The organism is Bacillus sp. Je.9.29.b, assembly GCF_051129925.1.
Lineage (GTDB): Bacteria > Bacillota > Bacilli > Bacillales > Bacillaceae > Bacillus > Bacillus safensis.
In genome coordinates this window covers 363,813-388,970 of sequence record NZ_JBCPSO010000002.1, presented here as the reverse complement: position 1 = coordinate 388,970, position 25,158 = coordinate 363,813, and the positions used below count along the sequence as shown (strand labels likewise).

Below are 25,158 nucleotides of genomic sequence, written 5' to 3'. Positions count from 1 at the left end.
TACGTACATATGTCAATAATAAATATAGTTGTACATACACAATGTGACAAAAACCTTCATTTTTCTGAAGGGGTCATGACAGAAAAGGAAAGCGTCTGTTTTTGATCCGACAACCATGTTAAAATATGTCCATACAATTTCTTCTCAATCCGAGTAGATGATCAACTGAGAAAGAAGTGAAACGATGAAAAAGAAGTACCAGATCATTATTGATGATATAAAAAGCAAAATACTCACAGGTGATTATCGGATCGGGGAGCGTATTCCAACCGAATCAAGCCTGCAAGACATGTATCAAGTAAGCAGACATACAGTTCGAAAAGCCATTTTGGAATTGTCCAGCGAAGGATTTTTGCGCAGCGAAAAAGGTTCAGGCACATTTGTGACCAATCAATATCAAACAAAACCTGCGGGACATGCACATATGAAAACGATTGGGGTCATTACAACATACATATCCGATTACATTTTTCCCTCTATCATTCGAGGCATTGAAAGCCGTTTAAACGAAGAGAACTATTCCTTGTTACTGGCAAGTACAAATAACGATGTTGAGCAGGAGAAAAAAGCGCTGGAAATGATGCTGTCGTTTGGTGTGGACGGACTTATTGTCGAGCCGACGAAAAGCAATTTATATAATCCAAATATCTCGTACTATTTATCGTTTAAAGAACAGGATGTACCGCTCATTATGATCAATGCCTATTATGAGCAGTTAGAGGTTCCTTTTCTCTGTTTAGATGATGTAAAATCCAGCTATTTAGCCACAAAAGAGCTGATCACCTCGGGCCATCAACAAATTGGACTTATTTCAAAAACAGATGATTTACAAGGAAAATATCGGATGAAGGGCTATATTCAAGCGCTAGGTGAAGCTAAGCTTAATTTCCTGCCTGAGCATGTGCTCTTTTTCGATACAGAATCGAAGCAGCATTTGGGGGAGCAAATTCACACATTCCTGATGGCGCACCAGCATGAGCTGACGGCCCTTGTTTGCTATAACGATGAGGTGGGTTTAGAAGTAGTCAATGTATGCAGCGAAATCGGGCTGTCCATTCCAGATGATCTCTCGATTATTGGACAGGATAATTCGTATATCGCCCAGAAAAATGCCCATGTGAAGCTGACAACACTGACCCATCCTCAGGAGCAAATGGGCCGAGATGCAGCAGACTGGATGATTAAAAAAGTACAAGGAAAAAAGAATCTCCCTGATCAAACGTTTTACGAGCCTGAGTTGGTTCCAGGTGAAACGATCAAACGAATAAAATGAGCCCCTACTCCAAGTGGCTCATTTTATTTTAGATTCCAGCATAAGGCGTGAATGGGTCGGATCGCTGAAATGAAAGACATGTGTTTCCCCTCATCCTTAAACAATAAAAAATCCCCATCTTATAAAAAGATAGGGAACATATCTATTACGCCTCTTCTTTAGGGGAAGGCACCGCACATACGCCATCTGCACATGCCGCTTCAAACGCATTGTCAGGAGTTTTCTCTGCCTGAGCTGCTTCCTCTTTCCAAGCTGTTTCAAGTGCGCGCAGGAACGTATCGGCTGGCTGCGCACCTGCAACTGAATACTTGTCATTGATCAAGAAAAACGGAACAGCATTGATACCAAGCTGTCTCGCTTCTTGTTCATCTTTTCGGACATGATCGGCAAATGCTTCGCCACCCAAAACTTGCTGTACTTCCTTTTCATCAAGACCTGCTTTTTCTGCAATTTGTAAAAGGGTTTGACGATCACCAACATGCTTTCCATCTGTAAAATATGCTTGAAACAGCTCTCCCATAACGAAATCGCCTTTCCCCATTTGACCAGCATATTGCGCCAATCGATGGGCATCAAAGGTGTTGGTCAACACGAGCGGATCGAATTGAAAATCGATTCCTTTCTCTTTGCCGGCCTGCTTCACTTGGTCATTCATCGCCATGGCCTGGCTGCGGCTCATGCCATATTTTTTGACGAGCATATCATGGACATCATAATCGACCTGAGTAGGTGCATGTGGATCAAGCTCAAAGCTTTTAAACTCTATCTCTACCTGCTCCTTCTCTGGAAATTGTTCTAGCGCTGTTTCCAGCTGTTTTTTTCCTATATAACAAAAAGGACAGGCGATATCTGACCAAATTTGTACTTTCATGTTCATCTTCCTTCCGTGATTGCACTTTTTCTTTAACGATGTAACAATTATAGTTACATCAAATAGATGATGTCAAGATTCTGATCTTGATAAATGAAAAAGCCTCTCCTTCTAAGAAAGGAAAGGCTTTGAAAATATCTACTCTAAATTTGCATGGTGACCGTACATTTTATGTGTGTCGAGCTCTTTTATTTCCATTAACCGTAAAATAACCGCATCGTATGTCAAAAGAAGCGACTGCTCAAATAGTGAGCCCATTGGCTGAATGGTATGATGGTTTCCTTCCTGTTGATCCTTCGGTGCACCTGACAATAAGATGACTTCATCCGATAGATCAGCTAAAGGTGACTCAGCAGAAAGGGTGAACGCTGCCACTTTTCCGCCAATTGCTTTTGCCTTTTTTGCAAGGACAAGCAAAGACTCTGTACGGCCAGATCCGCTCCCGACAATCAAAAGATCCTCTTCTGTAAAGGAAGGCGTATTCGTTTCTCCAATTACATATGCCTTGACTCCAATATGCGTAAGTCTCATCGCAAACGATTTTCCCATCAAGCCAGACCTGCCTGCACCTGCCACAAAGACTTTTTGTGCGGATAAAATACTTGTAACCAGATGCTCTGCTTGTTCGTCTTGAATGGCTGACGAATGCTCAGAAAGTTCATTTAAAATGACTTTCACATAGTCGCTGGTCTTCATGATTGTGCGATCAGCTGCTTCATTTGTGCAGCCACTTCTGCTTTATTGTCCTGACTTGCGATACCGCCGCCGACAATGATTAAATCAGGGTTTAATTTCACGACTTCAGGTAACGTATCAAGCTTAATTCCTCCTGCAATCGCTGTTTTCGCCTGTTTGACAACTTGTTTAATCGTCATAAGGTCAGCAAATGAGTTTTGACCAACCGCTTGCAGATCATAGCCTGTATGCACACAAATATAATCGACCCCGAGCGCATCCAGCTCTTTTGCACGGGCTTCAATATCTTTGATACCAATCATATCAACTAGAATTTGTTTTCCTCTTGCTTTCGCTTCTTTCACCGCTCCCTGAATGGACATATCTTCTGCCGCTGCAAGAATGGTGACGATATCTGCTCCAGCTTCGGATGCCTGCTGCACTTCATAGCCGGCAGCATCCATAATTTTCAGATCAGCGAGTACACGTAAATTCGGAAAAGCCTGCTTGACTTCTTTTACAGCACGAAGCCCTTCGTTAATTACAACAGGTGTCCCGATTTCGACCACATCAATGGATGCTTCTACTTCTTTGATCAGCTCAATCGCCTCTGGTATATTCACTAAATCTAATGCTAATTGTAATTTCATCAACTTTCACTCCCGTTTTTCATTTCATCTTCAAGAGCTCCGCGGTTGATGCATCTTGAACGATGAAATGAGTATAACAACAGGATGGACGCAATCCAAGTACGCACTTTTTTTTTACATACTATACTTTTTCGCATATGGTTACAAAAAAGATACTGTCTTTTGGGCAGTATCTCAGTGTGATTGAAAAGAAGACAAAGGGCTAAAATAAAGTAATTTTAGCCCTTTGTCTACAATCGGTGATATGACTATTTATCGTCCTTTAAAAAATTGCTGTCGAGATACTCTTTTCCCCAATCATACATCGCCTCTAAAATCGGCATTAAGCTTTCTCCTAGTTCTGTGAGAGAATACTCAACCTTTGGCGGGACGACAGGGTAAACCTCCCGGTGCACAATATGATCTTCCTCTAATTCTCTTAGCTGATTGACAAGCATTCTTTGCGTAATCCCTGGCATTAACGACTTTAACTCACCAAAACGTTTTGTCCCTTCTCTGCCCAGATGCCATAAAATCAGCATTTTCCACTTACCGCCGATAATATTCAGCGTCAGCTCCTTTTCGCAGTTGAACACTTTATTTTCCATTCGTGATGACAACGACATACACTCCTTTAATAACAAACCACTTAGTTTTCATCATAACTGCAACAAAATGGATTGTCGAACATATGGTCTTCGTTATTGATTTTGTTTTTTAACAAAAGCCATCACAGCCTCTGTCATTTTTTGTGCTTCTTTTGGCACTCTGTCTGATCCAAACCATTTGTTCAGGTCACTATGGCTTAGCGTATGAACCCGAAAAACAAACCGAGAGCCTTTATCATGATTTAGTTTTTCTGCAAATCGGTACACCTCAGGATTTTCCCAGCCCGTCACCAAATAGACAGGCGGTACATTCGCTTGATTCATATAAGTGACAGGTGATGCCTTTGTCCAGTTCTTCTCTTGTTTGCCAAAGACTTTTTTGTACGATGGGATGGCTTGTATAAATTGATTGAGGTTTAACGGCCCATCTAAAATCACGATGGAATTGATCGCTTTTGGCGACAGCCCCACACGTTTTAAGTAAGTCGAATCTGTGGCAACCAATGCAGTCAAATGACCGCCCGCTGAGTGACCCATGACATTGATTTTTGATGAATCAATTTGATATTCATCCGCATGATCCTTCACCCATTTAATGGCGTTTGCCGTATCATCTGCCATCTGCTCGTAGTTAGCATCAGGGTGAAGCCTGTAATTCATCGAAACAAACACATACCCTTGACCTGTAAAATAATCAGCCTTTGAAGCGACTCTATTCTTATCGCCGCCTGTCCAGCCGCCGCCATGGAGATAGATCATCACAGGATGCTTTTTCTTTTTGTCTTCATCTTTGCCCTTTGGCATGTACATATCGAGTGTTTGGTGTTTGTTTTGTGTGTCTGCATAATGGATATTAGTAGTCGGCTTAGGCTGGTTGAAACGGAACACAAAGAATGCGCATACCAATAAACCAGCGATGACCGCCGCAAATAAGAGCCATTTCATGGTTCGATTCAATGTCATTGCACCTTTCTATGTTGGGATGGGGAAGCATGAGTAGCAGATATGTAGATAACTAGCACGATTTATTTGATACTAGATTCATATGGGATGTGCCAGAGCAATACAAGTGATCAAGTCGTAATATTCATTATACCCCTTAAAGTGGTGAAATTCATTGATTTGCTCTAGAGGGTTGACATCGAAATCGGGAATTAGATTCTGGATTTTTTCATCTAAAAACCAATGTCATAGCTTATCCTCCAAGAGGTTATTGTATAAATGCAATGATTCGTTTTCTTGTTTCTTCATGGTACTGGACATAGGAATGTAATAAAGGATACGATTCAAGGACGTGTTGAAATGATTTGATTTGAGGGTATTGCTCTTCAAATGACTGACGCAGCATGTTTAACTGTTTTTTTGGAATTCGTTTATGATCGATCACATAACTTAAGCTGCCTGTCACAAGAGTGAAAAATTCATAAAAATCATCGGACCACATACCAGTTTCCTCCTTAAAAGATAGGATCTCTTCAGGGTAATCTGAATGAACACAATATTGATAGCGCTGCTTCAAATCATTGATTAATGCTGTTTTATCTTGGCTGATGTTCATGTCCTTATGCTCTTTTTATATATAGACATTACTGATAATCATTTCTTTGTCTATCATTCGTAATTGATACTTCCCAATTTAAACCACAAGTAACATTACGAATAATTTGATAGCAATTGACTGAAATATTCATTGAATGTTTTTTGATCCTTCAATAACAGTTCTAACCAATTTGCTAAATCAGGATGATCCAGTGGTTTCCATCCTTCTTCTAATAAAATATTTTGGGGACAATCTTTTTTTGATACCATACCTATTATACAAATTTCCAAATCTCTATCTGCTAGAATCGCCCACTGCAAAGAATGAGATAATCAAACCACAATGTTCGAGTTCGTAATTATATTATCCGCTATAGAACCTTTTGGATGCGTTCATAGTGCATTTACATAATCCGCGCCTGAAATGTTCACACTCGCTTTCAGCCAATTGTAATAACCAAACTCCTTAAAATAGTAATCAACTGGATCTGGCTTAAGGACTGCGGTCAAAAATTCTCTATCACTTGTTGAATTTAATAAATCCTTGATTGTAGGTAAAATATCATCACTTAATGCCCACTCAAACTCTTGAAACAAAAAACAATCAAAATTCTTACGGAAGACTTGTTGTGGCAGCCTTTTATTTTGATCAAATACATGATCCACTAGATTCTGATAGATCCTGAATTCTTTTTCTGAGCGAACAAATAAGTGCTCATACTGATTCAAGCAAAAGCCCCCTTTCTATCACACTCATGTGTTTTCCATTCTTTCTCTAAAACTAACCCATATATCATCATCTTATCAAAATATCACCTTTTATATATAAAAAAGCATCCTAAACGGATGCTTCAATCAAATGATATTTTTTCAAAATACGATAGGTGATTTCTTTTGCTTCTAGCCCGGTGCCTTCGATATTTGTGGCGAAAATGTAGGTTTTGTTTTCATGTTTGATGAAGCCTGCGTACCAGCCGATGCCTGAGCCGGAGCCTGTTTTTCCGTATAGGGTGGCGTGTTTCTCTTCTTTTTGGATCATCATTCGTTTGACGGTTCTCATGACAGACAGGTCAAATGGAAGACTTTCTTCATATAGCTGTTTGAGGAAATGGACTTGTTCTACTGGAGAAATTCGTAACGAACTGCTTAACCAAAATTGATCGATTCCGCCTGATATGTCTTCGTTCCCATAATGAATGGCTTTCACCCAATGGCTCATGCGTTCTTCTCCGATGTCACGTGCCATGGCTTGATAGTACCAGACGACTGAATCTCTCATGCCAGAGCCCAGTGTATGATCCTTATTCCAGTTATCAATTTCTCTTTTTACTCCGTCCCAATATTTGATGTCATATTCATCTCTTACTGCGCCTGTTTGGAGTCCGATGAGGGCATTGGCCACTTTAAATGTTGATTGTGGGGCAAAGCGCTTGTTCGCTCTTTTTTTGTTATACACCCATGGCGATTTTTCTTTTACTTCTTGGATGACAAATGTGCCTTCCCGGTCTTTCATGAATTCATCTACTGACCACGCTGGTGATGTTCCCTCACTTGATGAAGGCTGGCCGATACAAAGTGCCATTAGTATGATGGTGGAAAACAGCCATTTCATATGCTTTTTCTTCAAAAAACCGCTCCTTTTCCTATGATTTGTATCGATTGTAGCATGCCTGAGTGATGAGACATAAGGTACGCTTGTCCTCTTTTCTACCAAATAAAAAAAGCCGGTTTCATCCGGCTTTCTGATCATATTAGCTTTCTTTTTTCTCTTCTATGGCCTGCCTCGCGATTTTTGAAATCGTCATATCATCCATTGGCGGGTTATGGAGCCCAGCACGAATATCTCGATAGTAACGCTGCAGCGGACAGCCTAGGCTCAAGCTTTTTGCACCGACTAAACGCATGGCTTTATCAACCACTTGCAGACTATGATTAACGACTGTATGCTTCACAGCACCGAATTCATTGATTAACAGTTCTCTTTTCTCAGGCTTTTCATACAATGTTGTCGTTGAATAAATGACGTGGCGTGCTTGCTTTAATAGTAAATCAATTTCGCCAATCAGTGTTTGGACATTTGGCAGTTCGCTAATCGTTCCGCTGATACTGTTAGGTGAATGTGTGATGGCATACTGAACTGCATAATCTCTTGCCGCTTGCGCAATCCCCAAATAACAGGAAGGAATATGGGCGATCCAAGGGTTTAACGTACCGCCCCGAGGTCCTTTTTGCACTTCAACAAGCATGTCATCTGAAACCACAACTTGATCTAAGATTAAATCATGGCTTTCTGTTCCTCTCATGCCAACAACATCCCATGTTTCTTCTATAGAAACACCTTCTGTATCACGGTGAATTAAGAAGAATCCCATCGCCTCTTTTTCTTCAATCCATACGCCGACTAAAAAGTATGTGAGAGCTGGTGACATCGTAGTGAAAATTTTACGTCCATTGATCACCCAGCGATCACCTGATTTCATCGCTGTTGTCCCAGGCTTGCCGCCTCTTGTTGGACTGCCTGTCTGCGCCTCACTGACAGCGCGGTTGACAAGGGCGCCCTTCTTCACTTCTTCCGCAAAGAATTGCAGCTGCTTCTCATTCCATAGTTTCTTTTCATAAATTTCACCAACAACTCCTTGGTGCCAGCCAATCGATAAGGCAGTCGCTCCGTCCATGCTGCCAAGCGTTTCTTGAAATAGAACCATATCCGTTACAGATTGACCTCCGCCTCCATATTCAGCGGGAAGAGACAGGGCTGTATATCCCATGTTTACTAATGATTCGATATTCTGTTTAGGAAAATAAGCGCCTTCATCATGTTTTTTTGCGTTTTGTTCGATCGTTTCACGAAGAGATTCCAGCTGATTAAGCCATGTTTTTTGAAAATCGGTATCGACAAATAATGCTTTAGACAAAACGTATCCAACTCCTCTGTTTCTCACAATCTATGATATCTCATTTTTCCAATCGGAATGAATAAAACACACTTTACTTATAGGATTTAATGTGTTAAATTTTATCAATATTAAGTACATCTGTCAAAGGAACGTGATGCTTTTATGATCTCAGCTACTAATCTACATAAATCTTATGGGCAGACCCATGTGTTAAAAGGCATTGATTTCACCGTACAAGAAGGTGAAGTGGTCGCAATTATTGGACCGAGCGGATCAGGAAAAACAACACTTCTCCGCAGTTTAAACAGCCTCGACATTCCAGACAAAGGAGAGCTGACTGTTGGAGAAGCCACGATTCAATTTGAACGATATCATAAAAAAGATCTTTTAAAACTAAGGCAGCAATCTTCCATGGTATTTCAGCATTATCACTTGTTTCAAAATAAACGAGCACTTGAAAATATTACAGAGGGATTGATTGTGTCCCAAAACATGTCTAAGAAAGAAGCAGAAAAGGTTGGAGAGCAATTTTTAGCGAGGATTGGACTGCTACATAAAAAGGATGCATTTCCGAGTGAATTATCTGGCGGTCAGCAGCAGCGGATTGGAATTGCCCGTGCTCTTGCGATGAATCCTGCGGTGCTTTTGTTTGATGAACCAACGTCCGCACTGGACCCAGAGATGGTCGGAGAAATCCTTGAAATGATCAAAGATATTGCGAGCCAAGGGATGACGATGGTCATTGTGACGCATGAAATTTCGTTTGCAAAAGACGTAGCAGATACGGTGATCTTTATGGCAGAGGGAGAAATCGTTGAAAAAGGCTCACCAGAAGACGTCCTCATGAAGCCTCAGCATGAACGAACAAAACAATTTTTATCCAGGATTCATCGCGGAATGTGGCAAGGATCGGAGGAAGACATATGAAACAAAAGACAGCATTCATGACAGCTGGTGTCCTTCTGATTCTCCTCTCTCTGATTGGCTGCAGCAGTGTGAAAACAACAACAGATGATGGAAAACAAATTGTGAAAGTCGCACTGAGTGCAGAGGTCAATCCACCCTTTTTAGCCACAAATGACCGAAACGAACCGATTGGCTATAACATTGATTATTTAAATGAAGTGGAAAAAAGACTTCCGCACATACATTTTGATTACATATTTGGCGAGGAAGAATCCAATTTAATTGGTGTTGGCGCGGGGAAGTTTGAAATGGCAGCTAATTGGTTTTTCAGTAACCCTGAACGCGAAAAACGGTTTCTTTACCCTAAAGTTCCGTACGGCTATTCGATGACAGGATTAATTGTGAATGAATCAAACCGGGATATTCAATCGCTTGACGATATGACATCAAAAAAGCTCGCTCCTGTCAGTCCGAGCGGCGGATTGCGTTCCATATTAAATCAATATAATGAAGAACATGATCCAGATATTCCGCTGACAACCATTGAAAGCCCTTCAAATGAACTCAACTTAAAGCGTGTTGAAAGCGGACGGTCCGATGCGGCCTTTATGAATATTTCGACCTTCGATACCATTCAAAAGCATCTGAATCTGAAGGTCAAAGTGGGCGGGATCGTGTCAAAGGAGCCGATCTATCTTGTCTTACAGCCAAGTGAGAAGCAGCTTGCAGCAGATTTGGACCAGGTCACACAAGAGATGATTGATGATGGAACACTGCCTAAGCTTGCGAAAAAGTGGTTTGGGGTTGATTTCTTTCAAGATATTGACTACATCTCTGAGCAAGGCTATCAATATGAAGAAAGGAAGGAAGCATCATGACGTTTACAGCTGGTGATTGGCTGCGAATTTTTTTACAGGTGCTTGAACGCCTGCCACTCACTTTTCTCATTATTGCGGTGTCATTGTTTTTCGCCATCATAATAGGGCTCTTATTTGCATGCATTCGTATGAAACAAATCCCAGTGCTGAAGCAATTGGCTGTTATCTATTTATCTTTTACACGAAGTACGCCATTAATTGTTCAGTTATTCTTAATTTATTTTGGACTTCCTCAGCTTTTACTTGTGGCAGGAATTCAAATCAATCATTGGGATCGTGTGTTATTTGTGATGATGACGTTCTCTTTACATACGGGCGCTTATTTATCTGAAGTTTTTCGCAGTGCGTATTCGTCTGTTGGGAAGGATCAGCTGGAAGCTGCCTACATTGTTGGGATGACAGATACACAGGCCTTGATCAGGATCATTATCCCGCAGGCCTTTCTCATTGCCCTGCCAAACCTCGGAAATTACACCATTGATCTTGTGAAAGACACGGCGATTGCCTTTACGATCGGGCTCATCGATATGATGGGACAGGTGAAGATCATCTTAGGAAATAACTATGGAATCGGCATGTTTGAAGTGTATGTGATCATTGCGATTGTGTATTGGCTCATTTGTATGAGCATTGAACTAGTCACCATGCTACTTGAAAAGAAATTTGTAAAAGGCCGCACCAGTCTGTCACGTTAAGGAGGCGATTTGATGCAAACCATTGATATTCCATTTGCGATTGACCAAGTACCACATATTCTAAAAGGTGTTCCTTTCACCTTATTAATTGCACTAGTTTCTATGGCTGTGAGTCTTGTGATCGGATCTGTTTTTGCTTTCATTCGCCTCTTTCGCATCCCTGTACTCAGACAGCTCGTTACGCTCTACGTCTCCTTTTTTAGAGGAACGCCGCTTATTGTTCAACTGTTCGCTTTCTTTTATGGGCTTCCTTTTGTTCTAACCAGTTTGAGCGGCACATTCGGACTCACCTTTCATCCGGATATGGTCTCCCCATTAGCTGTGGCCCTTATTACCTTCAGCCTGCATTCAGCCGCTCATTTAACAGAGGTGGTCCGAAGTGCACTTCTCGCAGTAGACAAAGGGCAGCTTGAAGCGGCAAAAATTGTAGGTATGACAACAAGACAGGCGATGATACGCATTATTTTGCCACAGGCATTTGTTGTAGCCTTACCGAACCTAGGCAATCAGCTCGTTCAGTTATTAAAAGCGACATCTCTTTCGTTTACAATTGGGGTACTCGAAATCATGGGTATTTCCCGGATCATTGCAAATGACGGCTATCAGTTTTTAGAAACTTATCTCGTCTCTGCTTTGATCTATTGGCTGCTGAGCATTGTCTTTGAATTAGCCTTTGCATTATTAGAAAAACGTGTCAGCGTATACGGAAGAACTCTCGGACGTTAAAAAGTCGATCAGGCACAAAAACCTGATCGACTTTTTTATTCACCCTTTTTTGGTGTGTTAAACAGTTCTTTTGGTGCGGGTTTGAGCTTTGGTGCAGAGCCGAATACGACAGGTGCAGAAATATATCTGAACTCTCCTTTTCCATCCATGCTGCGTCCATGTGCCCATCTGCCTTGCTTACTTTCTTCCCCTCTTGAGAAGTTAAACAAGTCATAGGATACTTGCTGTTTTTCTAGTGAACGAGGGAAGGTGGTTGGTACGACGACATCCCCTTCTCGCTCTTCTAATTCTTTAATTGCAGCAAGCCACATATTTTGATGATATGTATCACGAGCAATGAGGAAGGAGAGCATATCTTTGACGCCGCGGTCATCTGTCATTTCGTAAAGTCTTGTGACCTGAAGTCTCCCTTGTGATTCTGCATTTAAATTGGCCCTGAAATCCGCCATTAAATTTCCGCTTGCAATGATATACTTGGCATTCCACGGATACCCTTGACTATCCGCTGCCATAGCTCCTAAACCAGCAACAATTGCATGCTGAGGATTCATTCCACCCATAACAGCTGCAAGTGCTGGATCACTTTGATACGCCTGTTCTTGTTCTTGAACCGGTGCTTTATCTAGTAAACGCGCGATCATCGTCGCCAGCATTTCCACATGACCAATTTCCTCTGTCCCTATGTCAAACAATAAATCTCTATATTTTTGGTCTGCCCGGCAATTAAAGCCTTGAAATAAATATTGCATCATCACGCTGATTTCACCATATTGACCGCCTAATACTTCTTGTAATTTCTTTGCATAAACCGGGTCAGGCTTTGAGGGCTTTGCTTCATATTGCAATTCTTTGATGTGATAAAACATGATGTCATCTCCCTTATCAAAAACATCTTTTCACTTATCACTATTCGACCGCAGCTCCCTTTATGAAAATGATCTGAATACATAAAAAAAGAGAATGGCTTATGCCATCCTCTTTGTTATCTTACTTATTCAGCACTGACTAAAATTTTCACTTGATCTTTTTCATTGATTAATGCATGGAAGCCATCCTCGATCACATCGTCCAGCTTGATTTTTTTCGTGACGAGTGTGTCTGCAGAGAAATAGCCTTTTCTCATTAAGTTTAATACAGATGGAAATACGTCTCTGTAACCGATAATTCCTTTGACTGTACGTTCTTTAATGACAATGTCATTCGGCATAATCTCCGCGCCTTTTTCCCAAATGCTTACAATGACTGTTTCGCCTGAAATTCTAGTTGATTGGATTGCTTGCTTCAATACAACAGGTACACCTGTCACTTCAAAAGAAACATCGACGCCACCGTTTGTACGGCTAGCAATTTCTTGAACAACATCTTCATACTGAGAAGGATCTACAATGATCGCTCCAAGCTCTTTTGCCTTTTCTTGACGTTCTTTTGATAATTCAACTGCATAAATATCAGTAGCACCAGCTGCTTTTAATGCTTCAATGACAAGTAAACCAATTGGTCCGCAGCCAAACACAGCCGCTGTATCCCCAGCTTGTACTTTACTAGAACGAACCGCATATAAAGCAACTGCAGAAGGCTCGACAAGCGCGCCTTGCTCATATGAGATTTCGTCTGGTAATAAATGAAGTAATTCTTCATCGACTGATACATATTCAGAGAATCCACCGCCGCCTCCGGCAAGTCCTAAAAAGCCCATGTTTTCATCTAAGTTATAAGCACCTTGATGTCCGTGAGTTGCAAAAATAGGTTCAACAACCACTCGGTCGCCTACTTTGTAATTGCTCACGCCTTCTCCTACTTCAACAACTTCACCAGAGAACTCGTGTCCCAGTGTAATTGGTGCTTTTTCTTTTGTAAGTGGATGAGGTTCATTCACAGGAATGAAGATCGGTCCGCCTAAATATTCATGTAAATCACTACCGCAAATGCCGCACCATTTTACTTTAAGTTTCACTTTTCCTGGAGCAACTGTTGGTTCATCAATTTCCTCTAGTCGAATGTCCTTTTGATCGTGCCAGCGTAGTGCTTTCATTTGTAAGACTCCTTTTCTCATCAATTTAATTAACTTACTTAAATAATGATAACATAATTTTTTTAATTTTCTAAGTAGGATGCACTATTTTTTTGACAGTCAATGGACGAAAGATGACAAAACATAACAATAGACAGATAAGAAGCATACATATACACCCAATGATGACGGAGATTCTGATCGATAAAATATGAGCAAGTCCGCCGAATATTCCTGTCATGGTTATCGTTAGAATGGCTTCAACCAAAGCATAAAAGCTGGCTACCCTTCCCATCACCTCTACGGGGATATTTGTTTGATAGAACGTCATAAAGCCTGTGTTCGCAAATGCTAAAAAGAAGGCTAATATAAAAAATCCACCGGCGGCTGCAACTAGACTGCTGGAAAATGCATAAATAAGATAGCCAAACGCCACAAACAAACTGCCGATTCCAAGCATCAGCGAAACTGACAGCCTTTCGACAATGACCGAATTAAGGCTTGCCCCTGCGATAATACCCGCTCCAGCTATACTGACAAGAAGGCCATATTGTGTATCAGTCAGCATCAATACTTCTTTTGCAAAGGCTGTTTCAAGTGAGTCTATGGCCGTAGGAAGGACCGTTATCGCCGCACTAAATAATAAATATACCGTCATGATCTGGCGTGACGTCAGACTAAATCGCAGAACAAGCTTTGCATCCTCTTTTAACATTGAAAGGGAAAACCGCTTTTGGGCAGCATCTGTTTTGAGCAAATTCGGTAAACACATCGATAACAGAGCAGATATCAACAGGCAGATTGCATTTACATAAATTGAAAGAACAGGAGTCCCGATGAGAAAGAGCAGACCTGCTGCTGCGGGCCCAAGTAAAAATCCACCGGATTGTAATAAAGAGCGAATGGCATTAAACCGTTTTCGGTTATCCGCCGGGATTAGTCCTGTCATATACACCATCGACGCTGGATGAAACATCGCTTGTGCCATCTGTATGCAAAACACCATGACATACAGAATGAGCAGATGTCCTGAAAATAAGGCAAAAGGGATACATGCAATGAGCAGAGCACGGGTAATATCTAAACTGATCATCACATTCCGCTGATTCAGCCTGTCAATCAAACTGCCGGACCAGCTATTGGTCAAAAGAGCAGCAGCCGGTCTTAACAAATAAACTGCTGTTACAGCAAGTACAGAGCCCGTTTCTTGAAAAATAAGCAGATGGAGGGCAATCATATAAATCCATTCTCCTATGTTCGCGATCCCGATGGCTCCAAGCAAAATACTCATATCCCGCCAATGTTTTTTCATCATTGTCCCCCCTATTTGTCATAAAAAAAATCCCGCCCCCAAGACATGTCTGTCTTGAGGACGGGATTTACTCCGCGTTGCCACCTCAGTTCATTCATCTGTTGCCAGATGAACCTTAGCGGGTGATCATTCACCCTTCTCTGTAACGGGAGAAGTTCGCTGCACCACCATCCGAGGGAATCCGGTGCAGAGCTAAGAGGCTTGGTTCCATCATGCTTCCCAGCTCCTTCTCAGCTTCACGGAGTTCTCTGTGTGGGGCAGCTATGATGTACTCTTCTCTATTTGCGCTGTGTCTTTTTTTCATCACGATCTTCAGCTGAATTGTTACATATTGTACTGCGCCTCGATCAAAGCGTCAATGGTTTTTTCATGTTAATCCGCATAAATCATTTTCCTAGTCATGCCGCCATCAACAACCAAATCTGTGCCGGTCACAAATTGATTGTCTTCATCTGTTAAATAAAAACAGGCTTTCACAATATCATTTGGCGTACCGACTCGATTGGAAGGATGCTGCTGATGGTCAATTTCTCGAAGACTTTTCTCATCTTTCGTTTCAATCCATCCAGGGGAAATGCTATTTACCTTAATGTGATCCTGACTAAAAGAAACTGCCAAGGCATGAGTAAGCGCGGAAATCCCGCCTTTTGATGCAGCATATGCTTCTGTATAGGGCTCTGACATGGTCGCACGGGTAGATGAAATGTTCACAATGGAACCGCCAATTGGATTCTCTTTAATATAACGTGCTGCTTCTCTAGCACATAAAAAAGTCCCTCTTACATTTGTATGCAGCACATGATCCCACTCATCGACCGTTAACTCATAAGGGGATGCTGTGCACATGACGCCGGCATTGTTGATGAGAATATCAATTGTTTTGCAGTGCTTCACCGCAAACGACATTAAGCGCTGAATATCCTTCTCCTGTTTCACATCTGTTTTAATGAAATAAACTTCAAAGGACTCTTTTCTCAGCTGCTCCTCCAAACGCTTCCCCTTCTCTTCATCTATATCCGCAAGCACCACACGTGCCCCTTCTTTTGCATAACCGCAGGCGATCGCTTCACCAATACCATTGGCTGCGCCTGTGATGATGACGGTTTTATGTTGAAAATTCATCATTCATCCAATCCTTTCTCCATGAGATGTTGTCGTCTATCATATCATTTTGAGGAATCTCGGCACAAAGCTGAATTTGTATGACTAGATCAACTGGTCAAAGAGGATCACCTGCTTCGTAAAATTGAGCAGTACATTGATTTTTCATTTATCGTAGATAAAGTAAAAGCGTATTATAGCGAAATCAAAGGTCGTCCATCTCTTGATTTGTTGTTATTTAGAATCTAATTGAATATATAAAAAGATTAAGATTTAGGAAGTAGGATGTTGTTCTGTCCCATTTCCATTTCATTCGTTTTTTTAACGTCTTTACTTTCAAAGAATACACGAAAGCAACTGACTCGTTTTGTATTTCATCGTCTAATCTTCAGTTAAACGACCATTTTGCCAAAGCTGTTGATAATACGGATGTGTTTTTTGTAATTCTTCATGTGTGCCTTGACCTGACAAGCGTCCATCTTCAAAGACAAGGATTTGGTCTGCACTTGTAATCGTGGATAACCGATGGGCGATGATGATGGTCATCCGGTTTTTCGTTAACGCTTGAAGAGCAAGCTGCACTTCACGCTCTGATTCGTTATCTAAGTTCGATGTCGCCTCATCAAGTAATAAGATTCTCGGATTTCGTAAAATCGCACGAGCAATCGCAATACGCTGTTTTTGACCACCCGAAAGCTTAATACCTCCTTCACCAACCTCTGTATCGAGGCGTTTGTCCAACTGCATGACAAAATCATAGGCATAGGCTGCTTTTAATGCGGCAAGTACCTCTTGTTCACTTGCTCCATTCGTCCCGTACATGACGTTGTCACGAATCGTCCCGTTTAATAACGGTGCATTTTGACTTACATAGCCAAACAACCCACGCCACTCTGTTAAGTTAAATTGCTCAATGTTTTCTTTGCCATACAGTATCGCACCTGATGACACGTCATAAAAACGTTCAATAAGGGAGAACATGGTCGTTTTCCCGCCACCACTTCGGCTGACAAACGCCGTTGTTTCATTTGGCTTTAACGTAAACGTCATACCTTTTAACACGTACTTTTCGTTGTACTTAAACGACACATTTTCAAAATGAATCGGCTGTGACGCAGCAGTTACCGGTTTACCGTCTTGGACTTCACGCTTCTCATCTAAAGCCTCGACAATACGCTCTGTTGCGCCAAGTGTTTTTTGTAAATCAGTAAAGAATGTCGCCATTTGTGTAAATGGCATAATAATTTGTACTAAATAAATCATGATTGCCACAAGCTCGCCAGAACTAATGGCACCTGAAGCAACCTGTGAACCGCCGTACCCAAAAATCGCAATGATCACAACCATCATGAGCAGCGTCATAAGTGGTGAAAGAATCGCAACAATTTTTGCTTCTTTTAATCCGTACTTATACAGCTGCTGAATTTGCTTTTTTCCGCCTGTTAGCTCTTGCTGCTCTGTTTGTGAAGCTTTCACAAGGCGAATGTTTGTTAAAATTCTCCCTAGTCGTCCGCCAAATCCTGCCAACTCATCTTGATTGGCTTTCGAAATCGCGTACATTTTTTCCCCTAGCGGATACGTCACAAAAATTGTGAGTGGTACGGCGATCAGTAGCAGCAGCGTCATTTTCCAGTCAATCCACAATAAAACAACGATTGCACCAAGTATCGCAAAAAGCCCCGATACAAACGATACGAGCTTTTCCGTTACAAACTCCTTTACGACGTTTGTATCCTGCGTAATTCGACTCATCGTTTCGCCAGATTCATGTGCATCGTAATATGTTAATCGTAAATGCAGCATATGCTCCCATACTTCTGTTCGTAAATTCGCGACAACTCCTTCACCTAAACGACGCATCATATAAAATGTAACGGCACTAAGCATCGCCTGTACAATTAAAACACCAATGACTGGTAAGAGTGATGTTAATGCAAAACCAGTATCTGAAATTTGGTTAATAAGCTTCATTGTGAGTAGGGGCACAGCAAGTCCAGCTGCCACCTCTACGATACTTATAAAAAATAAAAGAACTAATTGACTATTCGCCATTTGACTGCGCTTCATCAAAATCCAAAGCTGTGAGATTTTCCCTTGCATTATGATTCACTGCTCACTTTCGTCATGACCTTTTCAAAACGGAAAAACTCATACTCTTCATCCGATTCCGGCTCTTTGCCTTCAACATTAGGTCCTGGGTTGCCTTGGTGATAAAACTCAACAATTTTAAAGCCACATTTATTCACGTAAAAATGAATATTACGCTTTTCAAAATATGGTGTGTGCAGCTCCCAAACCTTCGTCTCTGGGAACGCTGCTTCTATCGCTTCCCACATTTTAGTGCCAAGACCCTTGCCATGTGCATTTGCCCTTGTATACAGGAAGTCCACTTCGTTTCGCTGGGTTTCGTTATTCATTTTCAATACGACACCACCAACTCTTTCGGCGTTTAGTAAAAGTTGACGTACAACCGATTCTTTAGCAGTAAGTGAATGATTGAAATCTTCCTCAGACGGGATTGGTCCCATTTCTGCCGGATCTTCCGCATCTGTAAAACGATCTTGTAACCCTTTCATAAATGCCTCTTGTAATTCTGCCTTAAATGCTGCTAGCTCGTCCTGCGGTACAGGTGCTAACGTCATTTGTTGATTTAGTTTTGTCATTTCTAAAAAACCCTTTCTTTTAAACTGATTAAAATATTCGACCGACTGGTAAAAATAGATGACTATAATGGCCTAGACTCCGTATTTTCGAATTCAACCTTCCGCCTTATTACTCCATTTCATTGAGAAACCCAACCATTTACCAAGCCAAGTTCGTAGTGGTCGAATGTTAGGTCATGTTAAGTTCACAAGAAATAGTGTAAGGTATGGAGTAACTCTAGAGTAAAGAAAGAAATGAAAAATATATCGAGACTATTTATCATCAAGGACCTTATGAAGAAACCTTAGAAAGTATCTCTTTCGTTGATATGTATTGTATATTCAATGGAATTCCACAATAAAGAGCCGTCCTATTTATGGAGCGGCTCTTTATTGTTAAACATTTATCGAGAAACCAATACCATTGGCTGCGCCTGTGATGATGAGGGTTTTCCCTTTAAAATGTAGCATATGATTAATTCCTTTCTATGACTGGATGAATGATTTACTTTTACCCTTTCCTGAAAAGAGCAATCCAGTCATCCACCTCTATTGATTCTATTTGATCCTCTGTCATGTTCAATCTATAATATTGCTTTATTTTTTCGTTAGCATCTAACATGTATTTTGTAACGATCTCTTCTTCCTTTAAAGTTTTCGTTGTTCGCTTGACCCATTCTTGAAAAGGGTAACGTTTTTTTCGTTCCATTGATCTTACTTCTTTTATTCCCTCCTTATAAAACAATTCCCGCCATTGTTCTGTAGATAAACAGGACACATGACTTGGGTCTCTTAATCTTTCCAGCTCATTGATAAATAGTGCAAGCTCTTCATCATTTGGCGAAACATTATCAATAAAGAAAAACAGACCATTTGGCTTTAATACGCGAGATGCCTCTTTGGCAAACTGTTCAGGGTGCGGGAAATGGTGTGCTGCAATTCGGCATGTGACCATATCAAATGTGCCATCTAAAAAAGGAAGGCTTTCTGCATCCGCTACTACATAAAAAATTTGTGGATGCGCTTTTAAATGAAGTGATGTATGCGAAAGCATCTCTTTCGTTAAATCCGTCGCAAATACTTGATTCACATATGGAGCCAATGCTTTTGCGGTATGCCCGCCACCAGTGGCTATATCGAGGACGATCCAGCTTTCTTTTGGAGCTGTCCATTCAACGATTAGATCCAGGTCTGCTCCCTTTGCATGAGTTTGACTCGTCACATACTTTTCTGCATTTCTCCCAAATTGTTCTACAACCCTTCTTTTGGCTTGATCTGAATTCATCTAATTCCTCCCCCTTGAAATGGATTTGTATATTCTATGTGATTTTCCACAATAAAGAGCCGTCCCATTTTATTGAGCGGCTCCTTCATGTTAAAAATTATCGAGAAAGCATCCCGTGCGGGTCAATGACAAATTTCTTCGCCACACCGGAATCAAAGTCACTATATCCTTTAGGGGCTTGATCAAGGTCAATGACGGTCGCATTGACGGCTTTAGCGATCTGTGCTCTGCCGCTTAAAATGGATTTCATTAGACTGCGATGATATTGCATAACAGGGGTTTGACCTGTCACAAAGGTATGAGCTTTCGCCCAGCCAAGTCCAATTCGCACTTTCAGAGAACCGACTTTTGCATCGGCATCCACTGCTCCTGGATCTTCTGTGACATAAAGCCCTGGAATTCCAAGCTTGCCGCCAACTTTAGTAATATCCATAATCGTATTTAAAACAGTTGCTGGTGCTTCTCCCTGGTCCCCATGACCCGAAGCTTCAAAGCCGACACAATCGACGGCACAATCAACTTCTGGCTCCCCTAAAATATTCGTAATTTGTTCGCCGATTCGATCATGTTTTCGTAGATTGATCGTCTCACAGCCAAAGCTTCTTGCCTGCTCCAGTCTTTGCTCATTCAGATCTCCAACAATCACAGCAGATGCGCCAAGAAGCTGAGCCGAATGTGCTGCTGCAAGACCTACTGGCCCAGCACCTGCAATATATACGGTCGAACCAGGCTTTACTCCAGCCGTATAAGCACCATGAAAACCTGTCGGGAAAATATCGGAAAGCATCGTGAGATCAAGTATTTTTTCCATCGCTTGATCTTTGTCTGGAAATTTGAGCAGTTGAAAATCTGCATATGGAACCATGACATACTCGGATTGGCCGCCAACCCATCCGCCCATATCTACATATCCATAGGCAGAGCCTGGGCGGTCCGGGTTTACATTTAAGCACACATGGGTTTTTTGTTCCTTACACATGACGCAGCGTCCGCATGCAATATTAAACGGAACGGACACGAGATCTCCTTTTTGAATAAACTCCACATCTCGCCCAACTTCCACGACTTCACCTGTAATTTCATGACCAAGGACAAGTCCTTCAGGTGCAGTCGTACGCCCTCTCACCATGTGCTGATCACTTCCGCAAATATTCGTCGTCACTACTTTTAAAATGACGCCATGCTCACATTTGCGCCCCACATTGGCTTTAGGTACACCCGGGCCGTCTTTTAAGACCAAATCAGGGTATCCAATATCCTCAACTGCTACTTTTCCTGCTCCTTTATAAACGACACCTTTGTTTCCCGACATGATTTCATTCCTCCCTTTTGTTTAAAAATGAAGTCTCTACAATTTTCTCTATTTCTTAAGCAATTTCCTTCTTTAAACAGCACATTATGTGAAAAAGAAGGAGGCACATGTCTATGTGAGAAAGAAAAATGTGTCTTCCAGTGAAATAAAAAAGAAAAAATTGAAAAAAAAGCTAAACTTTTGCAGAACGGTGTCGATATAAGAAATAAGCCAGACAGGTATCCTTAATCGACAAACAAATTCCTTATATATACTATCATTCCTTACACACCTGGCTGGCGCCTACATTGCATACAAAAGGCTCTTCTGATGAAGAGCCTTTTTTTATTGCAGGCAAAGAGGCTCCTCTGACGAAGAGCCTCTTTTTTGAGTGCTTGTTCATTACCTGGGAAATATTTTCATCATTTTAAAGCTTTGATACAGATGTATGTATCATAGTGATAAACCGAGACCTCTCTAAAGTGATATGCAGAAAACAGGCGGCTGATCTCTTCTTCACTGTACGATGAAAAAGATGTTGACCGTTTTTGTTCGTTGATCAGCTCCTGCTTTTGGAAGGATAAAAATACTTCTCCATCCACTTGAAGTACGCGGTACACTTCCTTCATGACTTGTTCAATATCCTTCAAGTAATAGATCGTCTGCACCGTAAATAATTTATTGAATGATCTGTCTTCAAAAGGTAATTGCTCAGCCTTACCAAGCGTAATGACAGCTTTGTCCTGTTCCGCAAGCTTCTTATGTTTTCTTTTTGCATATTTAATCATATGACGAGAGGCATCCACTCCATATACTTTTCCGCGGTCAAGTTTTTCAGCTACCTTTGATAAGGTGATGCCTCTTCCAGTCCCAATTTCTAAAATTCGGTCATTTTCTTGTATATTTAAGAGTTGAATCGTCCATTCATTGATATTATGATGATTTTTTTCCATATAGCGGGCAACCCATTTTGAGAACAAGCCTTTTGGTTCCCTCATTTGTTTTCCAATCCAGCTTTGAATCAATGTTAACACCTGCTTTTCACCAGTAAATAAACTATTTACAAATTTTCTTACTTTTCATATCGGCTCTCACCTAACAAAAATTAAGACCTAGTCCTAATTTATTTGTCTTTTATAAGACGCTCCTTTTCAGAAAATGTTTCGCAGAAAGTGAAAATTTTTTTAACCCGAATAGGCGTTTTCATTATTTGTGCTCAGATTGATTTCGTTTTCTGCATGAGCTGCATAATTTATAAATGTATCTTGATTAGATAAAGGTGGTGCTAGATTATGGGCTTTGGCGGTTATTCTGGAGGCTACTGCGGTGGCTACGGTGGCGGTTTTGCAGGCGGATTCGCATTGCTTGTTGTACTGTTCATTTTGTTGATCATCATTGGTGCAAGCTGGATTTGCTAACGTAAAAGGAGCAGGAAACGTCATGGTTTCCTGCTCCTTTTCTTTAATACCAATAAGTCCGGTACTGATACATATAACGTCTGAGCATTTCCTCTTGCTCTCTTTGCATGCGGTATGGATTGCCGTATCCGTGCTTTAAGGAATGCGGAATAGATGCATACCCGTGCCCCACAGACGGAAATCTCATATATGGTGACATCGACATTCATTGATCACCTCACAATCACCTTTTACGGTATCATATGTGCAGGTGATCAATGTGGAGCGTGTCTAAACCTGGTCCTTCTCCATCGTATAACAATCAAGCATGGCAAGCATCATAAACATGTCAATCTCCTCCTTTTCACATTTTTCATTTCCTGTTTTAGTTCATATACTTTAGTTGTTTCTGTTTCATTTCTTCATAAATTGTTTCGACTTCTTGTTCGTAAAGAACGGTCTCAATGTCCTTGTATTTCCGCTTAATCGTCAAAGTAATAAAAAATAAATGGATTGTCATATACGCTCACCTCCCTTCAGTTCGCAGCACGCGAAATAGCCCGCAGATCTTCTTTATCAGTTGACCTGCGGGCACACAAAAATGCAGATCAAAAGACAGTGTCTTCCAACCTGCAATGGATGATACGTGTGAAATCCTCGTTTACTTAAACAGTTTTGAAGCGTGCACCGTATAAGGCAAAGGAAGGACACGAACTCTTCCACAGGCTGATGACATGATGAAATTGTTGGTTGAATTGATCACAAGTAGATACGAATAACATATTCTTCAGCCTCCTTTACGTTTTTTTTAATTACTTTGTAAGTATATCCAGCAAGCACCATTTTGTAAACCTGTTTTTAGTCATATAGATGAATTTTGTGTTTTTGACTAAATTTCTACAGTTATTCTTGTCCGATTATCCAATACAATAAAAAAAGCCTCCTCAGGCAAATGAGGAGGCTTTCGAATTAATCTTCATCTAATTCTTGCAGTTTCTTTTGAAAGAAAATCGCGCGTTTAACACAAACAAAAGCTGCTAATAAGAAAACACAATCTATTCCCATCATCAGCATTTTTGGAGATGCTTCGATGTGCTGGTTCGGTAAGATCGTACCAATATATATAAAGGTGCTGACAGCAAGCAAAATAAAAGCGTACTGCTTGTAATCTGTCACTAAATCACTCCACTTTTTCTTCACTTGTTTCACCTTCCAGTTATCAATGTCTATTCATAGCTTAACATAGTGAGAGAAAGCGAGGAGCATGTAAATCTATCCATTCGCCAGTGCGCTTAGTCCTTGCTTGATATCATGGAGTAAATCATCCACATCTTCAATTCCGACGGAAATTCGAATTAAACCATCTGTGATGCCAAGCTCCTCCCGGCGGTCTTTTGGAATGGACGCATGGGTCATCCGGGCTGGGACAGAAATTAAACTTTCTACCGCTCCAAGGCTTTCTGCGATTGTAAACAGCTTAAGCTGGCTTAAAAATACATCGACATGTTCTTCTTTTCCAATATCAAAAGAGATCATGCCGCCGAAGCCGGATGCTTGTGTTTTCGCAAGTTCATGTCCAGGGTGAGTATCGAGACCTGGATAATAAACACGTGTGACGGCTGCATGTTGCTTTAAAAACTCAGCGATTTTCTGTGCATTTTGTTGATGTGCTTCCATTCTTAGTCCAAGCGTTTTCATCCCTCTCATGAGAAGCCATGAATCCTGCGGTCCAAGAATTCCGCCTGTCGAGTTTTGAACAAAGTGCAGTTCTTCTCCAAGCTCTTTCGTCGCTGTGACGACAAGCCCGCCTACAACATCACTATGGCCGCCTAAATACTTAGTCGCACTGTGCAAGACAATGTCTGCGCCATATTCAATCGGCTTTTGGAAATACGGTGTGAAAAATGTATTGTCGACAATCATCAAGATGTTGGCTTCCTTTGTCAATTCGCCGATGGCTTTTAGATCCGTCATTTTGAGTAAAGGATTGGTTGGTGATTCAATGTAAACGGCTTTTGTTTCAGGTAAAATGGCTTTTTTCACTGCTTCAGGATCACTTGTGTCAACAAAGGTTGCAGTAATGCCAATGCGGTTTAGCACCTTTGTGATGACGCGGTAGGTTCCGCCGTACACGTCATCTGTCAGCACAATATGATCTCCGCTGTTAAACAGCATCATCACAGCCGTAATGGCTGCCATCCCTGAACCAAATGCGTAACCGCTTGCTCCTCCTTCAAGATCACGAATGACTGTTTCCAGGGCAGTTCTTGTTGGATTTGCTGTTCTGGAGTATTCATACCCCGTATGTTCGCCTGCTTTCGGCTGCTTATAAGTACTCACTTGGTAAATCGGCACAGACACGGCGCCTGTTCTTTCATCACCCGTTGTTCCGCTGTGAATCATCATTGTTTTTGGTTTCATG

Annotated in this window: 28 protein-coding genes; 6 read left to right on the top strand and 22 right to left on the bottom strand. The window is 41.3% G+C overall.

The features are described from left to right. Nucleotides 1-184: 184 nt before the first annotated feature. Nucleotides 185-1,273, top strand: a complete 1,089-nt coding sequence (locus AAZR19_RS05225) for a substrate-binding domain-containing protein (RefSeq protein WP_434702498.1) — start codon at nt 185-187, stop codon at nt 1,271-1,273. A 145-nt stretch (nt 1,274-1,418) separates the two neighbouring features. Here AAZR19_RS05225 and AAZR19_RS05220 read toward each other — a convergent pair whose 3' ends face one another. The 9 genes from AAZR19_RS05220 to AAZR19_RS05180 all read right to left on the bottom strand — a co-directional run bounded on the left by AAZR19_RS05220 (nt 1,419) and on the right by AAZR19_RS05180 (nt 8,510). Beyond that, nucleotides 1,419-2,144: a DsbA family oxidoreductase gene (locus AAZR19_RS05220; protein WP_262090086.1), complete on the bottom strand. Its 726-nt coding sequence runs from the start codon at nt 2,142-2,144 to the stop codon at nt 1,419-1,421. 138 nt (nt 2,145-2,282) lie between these two features. Beyond that, nucleotides 2,283-2,840 carry a 6-phospho-3-hexuloisomerase gene (gene hxlB, locus AAZR19_RS05215; RefSeq protein ID WP_434702496.1) on the bottom strand — a complete coding sequence of 186 codons (558 nt, stop codon included), beginning with the start codon at nt 2,838-2,840 and terminating at the stop codon, nt 2,283-2,285. Further along, nucleotides 2,837-3,469 (bottom strand): 3-hexulose-6-phosphate synthase, encoded by a 633-nt coding sequence (hxlA, locus tag AAZR19_RS05210; RefSeq protein ID WP_024427914.1) that lies wholly within the window; start codon nt 3,467-3,469, stop codon nt 2,837-2,839. The genes hxlB and hxlA overlap by 4 nt, the downstream gene beginning before the upstream one ends. A gap of 248 nt (nt 3,470-3,717) precedes the next feature. Continuing rightward, entirely contained in the window at nt 3,718-4,074 is a 357-nt protein-coding gene (locus tag AAZR19_RS05205; protein WP_041106977.1) for a winged helix-turn-helix transcriptional regulator, read from the bottom strand. Nucleotides 4,075-4,149: 75 nt separating this feature from the next. Next, nucleotides 4,150-5,019: an alpha/beta hydrolase gene (locus AAZR19_RS05200; RefSeq protein ID WP_434702493.1), complete on the bottom strand. Its 870-nt coding sequence runs from the start codon at nt 5,017-5,019 to the stop codon at nt 4,150-4,152. Between the two features lie 247 nt (nt 5,020-5,266). Continuing rightward, nucleotides 5,267-5,614, bottom strand: coding sequence for a YxiJ family protein (locus AAZR19_RS05195; protein WP_434702491.1), 348 nt, complete (start codon nt 5,612-5,614; stop codon nt 5,267-5,269). Nucleotides 5,615-5,988: 374 nt separating this feature from the next. Next, entirely contained in the window at nt 5,989-6,324 is a 336-nt protein-coding gene (locus tag AAZR19_RS05190) for a hypothetical protein (RefSeq protein ID WP_434702489.1), read from the bottom strand. Between the two features lie 109 nt (nt 6,325-6,433). Next, nucleotides 6,434-7,222, bottom strand: a complete 789-nt coding sequence (gene blaBPU / locus AAZR19_RS05185; RefSeq protein ID WP_434702487.1) for a BPU family class D beta-lactamase — start codon at nt 7,220-7,222, stop codon at nt 6,434-6,436. A 124-nt stretch (nt 7,223-7,346) separates the two neighbouring features. Next, nucleotides 7,347-8,510: an acyl-CoA dehydrogenase family protein gene (locus AAZR19_RS05180; RefSeq protein ID WP_041106983.1), complete on the bottom strand. Its 1,164-nt coding sequence runs from the start codon at nt 8,508-8,510 to the stop codon at nt 7,347-7,349. Between the two features lie 144 nt (nt 8,511-8,654). Here AAZR19_RS05180 and AAZR19_RS05175 point away from each other — a divergent pair, with 144 nt between their 5' ends. The 4 genes from AAZR19_RS05175 to AAZR19_RS05160 are packed head-to-tail and all read left to right on the top strand — an operon-like array spanning nt 8,655 to nt 11,697. Further along, complete coding sequence (locus AAZR19_RS05175; RefSeq protein ID WP_434702485.1) at nt 8,655-9,419, top strand: amino acid ABC transporter ATP-binding protein; 765 nt, start codon at nt 8,655-8,657, stop codon at nt 9,417-9,419. Then, nucleotides 9,416-10,276, top strand: coding sequence for an amino acid ABC transporter substrate-binding protein (locus AAZR19_RS05170; RefSeq protein WP_041106987.1), 861 nt, complete (start codon nt 9,416-9,418; stop codon nt 10,274-10,276). Before AAZR19_RS05175 ends, AAZR19_RS05170 begins: the two co-directional genes overlap by 4 nt. Continuing rightward, nucleotides 10,273-10,971, top strand: a complete 699-nt coding sequence (locus AAZR19_RS05165) for an amino acid ABC transporter permease (protein ID WP_041106989.1) — start codon at nt 10,273-10,275, stop codon at nt 10,969-10,971. Before AAZR19_RS05170 ends, AAZR19_RS05165 begins: the two co-directional genes overlap by 4 nt. 12 nt (nt 10,972-10,983) lie before the next feature. Beyond that, nucleotides 10,984-11,697: an amino acid ABC transporter permease gene (locus AAZR19_RS05160; RefSeq protein WP_076840417.1), complete on the top strand. Its 714-nt coding sequence runs from the start codon at nt 10,984-10,986 to the stop codon at nt 11,695-11,697. Between the two features lie 35 nt (nt 11,698-11,732). Here the strand turns inward: AAZR19_RS05160 and AAZR19_RS05155 are convergent, their stop codons facing one another. From AAZR19_RS05155 to AAZR19_RS05115, 9 genes are all read right to left on the bottom strand, one after another. Continuing rightward, the gene (locus tag AAZR19_RS05155) at nt 11,733-12,563 is read right to left on the bottom strand and encodes a manganese catalase family protein (protein WP_075623576.1); all 831 of its coding nucleotides are present in this window, start codon (nt 12,561-12,563) and stop codon (nt 11,733-11,735) included. Between the two features lie 125 nt (nt 12,564-12,688). Next, complete coding sequence (locus tag AAZR19_RS05150) at nt 12,689-13,729, bottom strand: 2,3-butanediol dehydrogenase (RefSeq protein WP_025092841.1); 1,041 nt, start codon at nt 13,727-13,729, stop codon at nt 12,689-12,691. A gap of 70 nt (nt 13,730-13,799) precedes the next feature. Next, the gene (locus AAZR19_RS05145) at nt 13,800-15,020 is read right to left on the bottom strand and encodes an MFS transporter (protein ID WP_075623578.1); all 1,221 of its coding nucleotides are present in this window, start codon (nt 15,018-15,020) and stop codon (nt 13,800-13,802) included. Between the two features lie 372 nt (nt 15,021-15,392). Beyond that, nucleotides 15,393-16,142 carry an SDR family oxidoreductase gene (locus AAZR19_RS05140; RefSeq protein ID WP_434702481.1) on the bottom strand — a complete coding sequence of 250 codons (750 nt, stop codon included), beginning with the start codon at nt 16,140-16,142 and terminating at the stop codon, nt 15,393-15,395. A 360-nt stretch (nt 16,143-16,502) separates the two neighbouring features. Then, nucleotides 16,503-18,221, bottom strand: a complete 1,719-nt coding sequence (locus AAZR19_RS05135) for an ABC transporter ATP-binding protein (RefSeq protein ID WP_075623579.1) — start codon at nt 18,219-18,221, stop codon at nt 16,503-16,505. Further along, the gene (locus AAZR19_RS05130; protein WP_024427899.1) at nt 18,221-18,784 is read right to left on the bottom strand and encodes a GNAT family N-acetyltransferase; all 564 of its coding nucleotides are present in this window, start codon (nt 18,782-18,784) and stop codon (nt 18,221-18,223) included. Before AAZR19_RS05130 ends, AAZR19_RS05135 begins: the two co-directional genes overlap by 1 nt. A gap of 490 nt (nt 18,785-19,274) precedes the next feature. Further along, nucleotides 19,275-20,048, bottom strand: coding sequence for a class I SAM-dependent methyltransferase (locus tag AAZR19_RS05125; protein ID WP_226014632.1), 774 nt, complete (start codon nt 20,046-20,048; stop codon nt 19,275-19,277). Between the two features lie 97 nt (nt 20,049-20,145). Beyond that, nucleotides 20,146-21,360 (bottom strand): formaldehyde dehydrogenase, glutathione-independent, encoded by a 1,215-nt coding sequence (gene fdhA / locus AAZR19_RS05120; RefSeq protein ID WP_024423097.1) that lies wholly within the window; start codon nt 21,358-21,360, stop codon nt 20,146-20,148. Between the two features lie 401 nt (nt 21,361-21,761). Continuing rightward, nucleotides 21,762-22,364: a class I SAM-dependent methyltransferase gene (locus AAZR19_RS05115; protein WP_024427897.1), complete on the bottom strand. Its 603-nt coding sequence runs from the start codon at nt 22,362-22,364 to the stop codon at nt 21,762-21,764. A gap of 267 nt (nt 22,365-22,631) precedes the next feature. On the opposite strand from AAZR19_RS05115, the gene AAZR19_RS05110 reads away from it, so the two are divergent. Continuing rightward, nucleotides 22,632-22,757, top strand: coding sequence for a YjcZ family sporulation protein (locus AAZR19_RS05110; protein WP_008342643.1), 126 nt, complete (start codon nt 22,632-22,634; stop codon nt 22,755-22,757). A 43-nt stretch (nt 22,758-22,800) separates the two neighbouring features. Here AAZR19_RS05110 and AAZR19_RS05105 read toward each other — a convergent pair whose 3' ends face one another. The 4 genes from AAZR19_RS05105 to AAZR19_RS05090 all read right to left on the bottom strand — a co-directional run bounded on the left by AAZR19_RS05105 (nt 22,801) and on the right by AAZR19_RS05090 (nt 25,157). After that, a complete protein-coding gene (locus AAZR19_RS05105; RefSeq protein ID WP_155267112.1) occupies nt 22,801-22,962 on the bottom strand; it encodes a hypothetical protein in 162 nt (53 codons plus the stop codon). 159 nt (nt 22,963-23,121) lie between these two features. Then, nucleotides 23,122-23,256 carry a YrzI family small protein gene (locus AAZR19_RS05100; protein WP_065214597.1) on the bottom strand — a complete coding sequence of 45 codons (135 nt, stop codon included), beginning with the start codon at nt 23,254-23,256 and terminating at the stop codon, nt 23,122-23,124. 449 nt (nt 23,257-23,705) lie between these two features. Next, nucleotides 23,706-23,936, bottom strand: a complete 231-nt coding sequence (locus AAZR19_RS05095) for a YrhC family protein (RefSeq protein ID WP_058839017.1) — start codon at nt 23,934-23,936, stop codon at nt 23,706-23,708. A gap of 72 nt (nt 23,937-24,008) precedes the next feature. Further along, entirely contained in the window at nt 24,009-25,157 is a 1,149-nt protein-coding gene (locus AAZR19_RS05090) for a bifunctional cystathionine gamma-lyase/homocysteine desulfhydrase (protein WP_024423100.1), read from the bottom strand. Nucleotide 25,158: the final 1 nt, after the last annotated feature.

What these genes read in the sequence shown, in the direction of transcription:
- AAZR19_RS05225 (WP_434702498.1), top strand. Translation starts at nt 185, where the DNA reads ATGAAAAAGAAGTACCAGATCATTATTGATGATATAAAAAGCAAAATA.
- AAZR19_RS05220 (WP_262090086.1), bottom strand. Translation starts at nt 2,144, where the DNA reads ATGAAAGTACAAATTTGGTCAGATATCGCCTGTCCTTTTTGTTATATA.
- hxlB (WP_434702496.1), bottom strand. Translation starts at nt 2,840, where the DNA reads ATGAAGACCAGCGACTATGTGAAAGTCATTTTAAATGAACTTTCTGAG.
- hxlA (WP_024427914.1), bottom strand. Translation starts at nt 3,469, where the DNA reads ATGAAATTACAATTAGCATTAGATTTAGTGAATATACCAGAGGCGATT.
- AAZR19_RS05205 (WP_041106977.1), bottom strand. Translation starts at nt 4,074, where the DNA reads ATGTCGTTGTCATCACGAATGGAAAATAAAGTGTTCAACTGCGAAAAG.
- AAZR19_RS05200 (WP_434702493.1), bottom strand. Translation starts at nt 5,019, where the DNA reads ATGACATTGAATCGAACCATGAAATGGCTCTTATTTGCGGCGGTCATC.
- AAZR19_RS05195 (WP_434702491.1), bottom strand. Translation starts at nt 5,614, where the DNA reads ATGAACATCAGCCAAGATAAAACAGCATTAATCAATGATTTGAAGCAG.
- AAZR19_RS05175 (WP_434702485.1), top strand. Translation starts at nt 8,655, where the DNA reads ATGATCTCAGCTACTAATCTACATAAATCTTATGGGCAGACCCATGTG.
- AAZR19_RS05170 (WP_041106987.1), top strand. Translation starts at nt 9,416, where the DNA reads ATGAAACAAAAGACAGCATTCATGACAGCTGGTGTCCTTCTGATTCTC.
- AAZR19_RS05165 (WP_041106989.1), top strand. Translation starts at nt 10,273, where the DNA reads ATGACGTTTACAGCTGGTGATTGGCTGCGAATTTTTTTACAGGTGCTT.
- AAZR19_RS05160 (WP_076840417.1), top strand. Translation starts at nt 10,984, where the DNA reads ATGCAAACCATTGATATTCCATTTGCGATTGACCAAGTACCACATATT.
- AAZR19_RS05155 (WP_075623576.1), bottom strand. Translation starts at nt 12,563, where the DNA reads ATGTTTTATCACATCAAAGAATTGCAATATGAAGCAAAGCCCTCAAAG.
- AAZR19_RS05150 (WP_025092841.1), bottom strand. Translation starts at nt 13,729, where the DNA reads ATGAAAGCACTACGCTGGCACGATCAAAAGGACATTCGACTAGAGGAA.
- AAZR19_RS05145 (WP_075623578.1), bottom strand. Translation starts at nt 15,020, where the DNA reads ATGAAAAAACATTGGCGGGATATGAGTATTTTGCTTGGAGCCATCGGG.
- AAZR19_RS05140 (WP_434702481.1), bottom strand. Translation starts at nt 16,142, where the DNA reads ATGAATTTTCAACATAAAACCGTCATCATCACAGGCGCAGCCAATGGT.
- AAZR19_RS05135 (WP_075623579.1), bottom strand. Translation starts at nt 18,221, where the DNA reads ATGCAAGGGAAAATCTCACAGCTTTGGATTTTGATGAAGCGCAGTCAA.
- AAZR19_RS05130 (WP_024427899.1), bottom strand. Translation starts at nt 18,784, where the DNA reads ATGACAAAACTAAATCAACAAATGACGTTAGCACCTGTACCGCAGGAC.
- AAZR19_RS05125 (WP_226014632.1), bottom strand. Translation starts at nt 20,048, where the DNA reads ATGAATTCAGATCAAGCCAAAAGAAGGGTTGTAGAACAATTTGGGAGA.
- fdhA (WP_024423097.1), bottom strand. Translation starts at nt 21,360, where the DNA reads ATGTCGGGAAACAAAGGTGTCGTTTATAAAGGAGCAGGAAAAGTAGCA.
- AAZR19_RS05110 (WP_008342643.1), top strand. Translation starts at nt 22,632, where the DNA reads ATGGGCTTTGGCGGTTATTCTGGAGGCTACTGCGGTGGCTACGGTGGC.
- AAZR19_RS05105 (WP_155267112.1), bottom strand. Translation starts at nt 22,962, where the DNA reads ATGTCGATGTCACCATATATGAGATTTCCGTCTGTGGGGCACGGGTAT.
- AAZR19_RS05100 (WP_065214597.1), bottom strand. Translation starts at nt 23,256, where the DNA reads ATGACAATCCATTTATTTTTTATTACTTTGACGATTAAGCGGAAATAC.
- AAZR19_RS05090 (WP_024423100.1), bottom strand. Translation starts at nt 25,157, where the DNA reads ATGAAACCAAAAACAATGATGATTCACAGCGGAACAACGGGTGATGAA.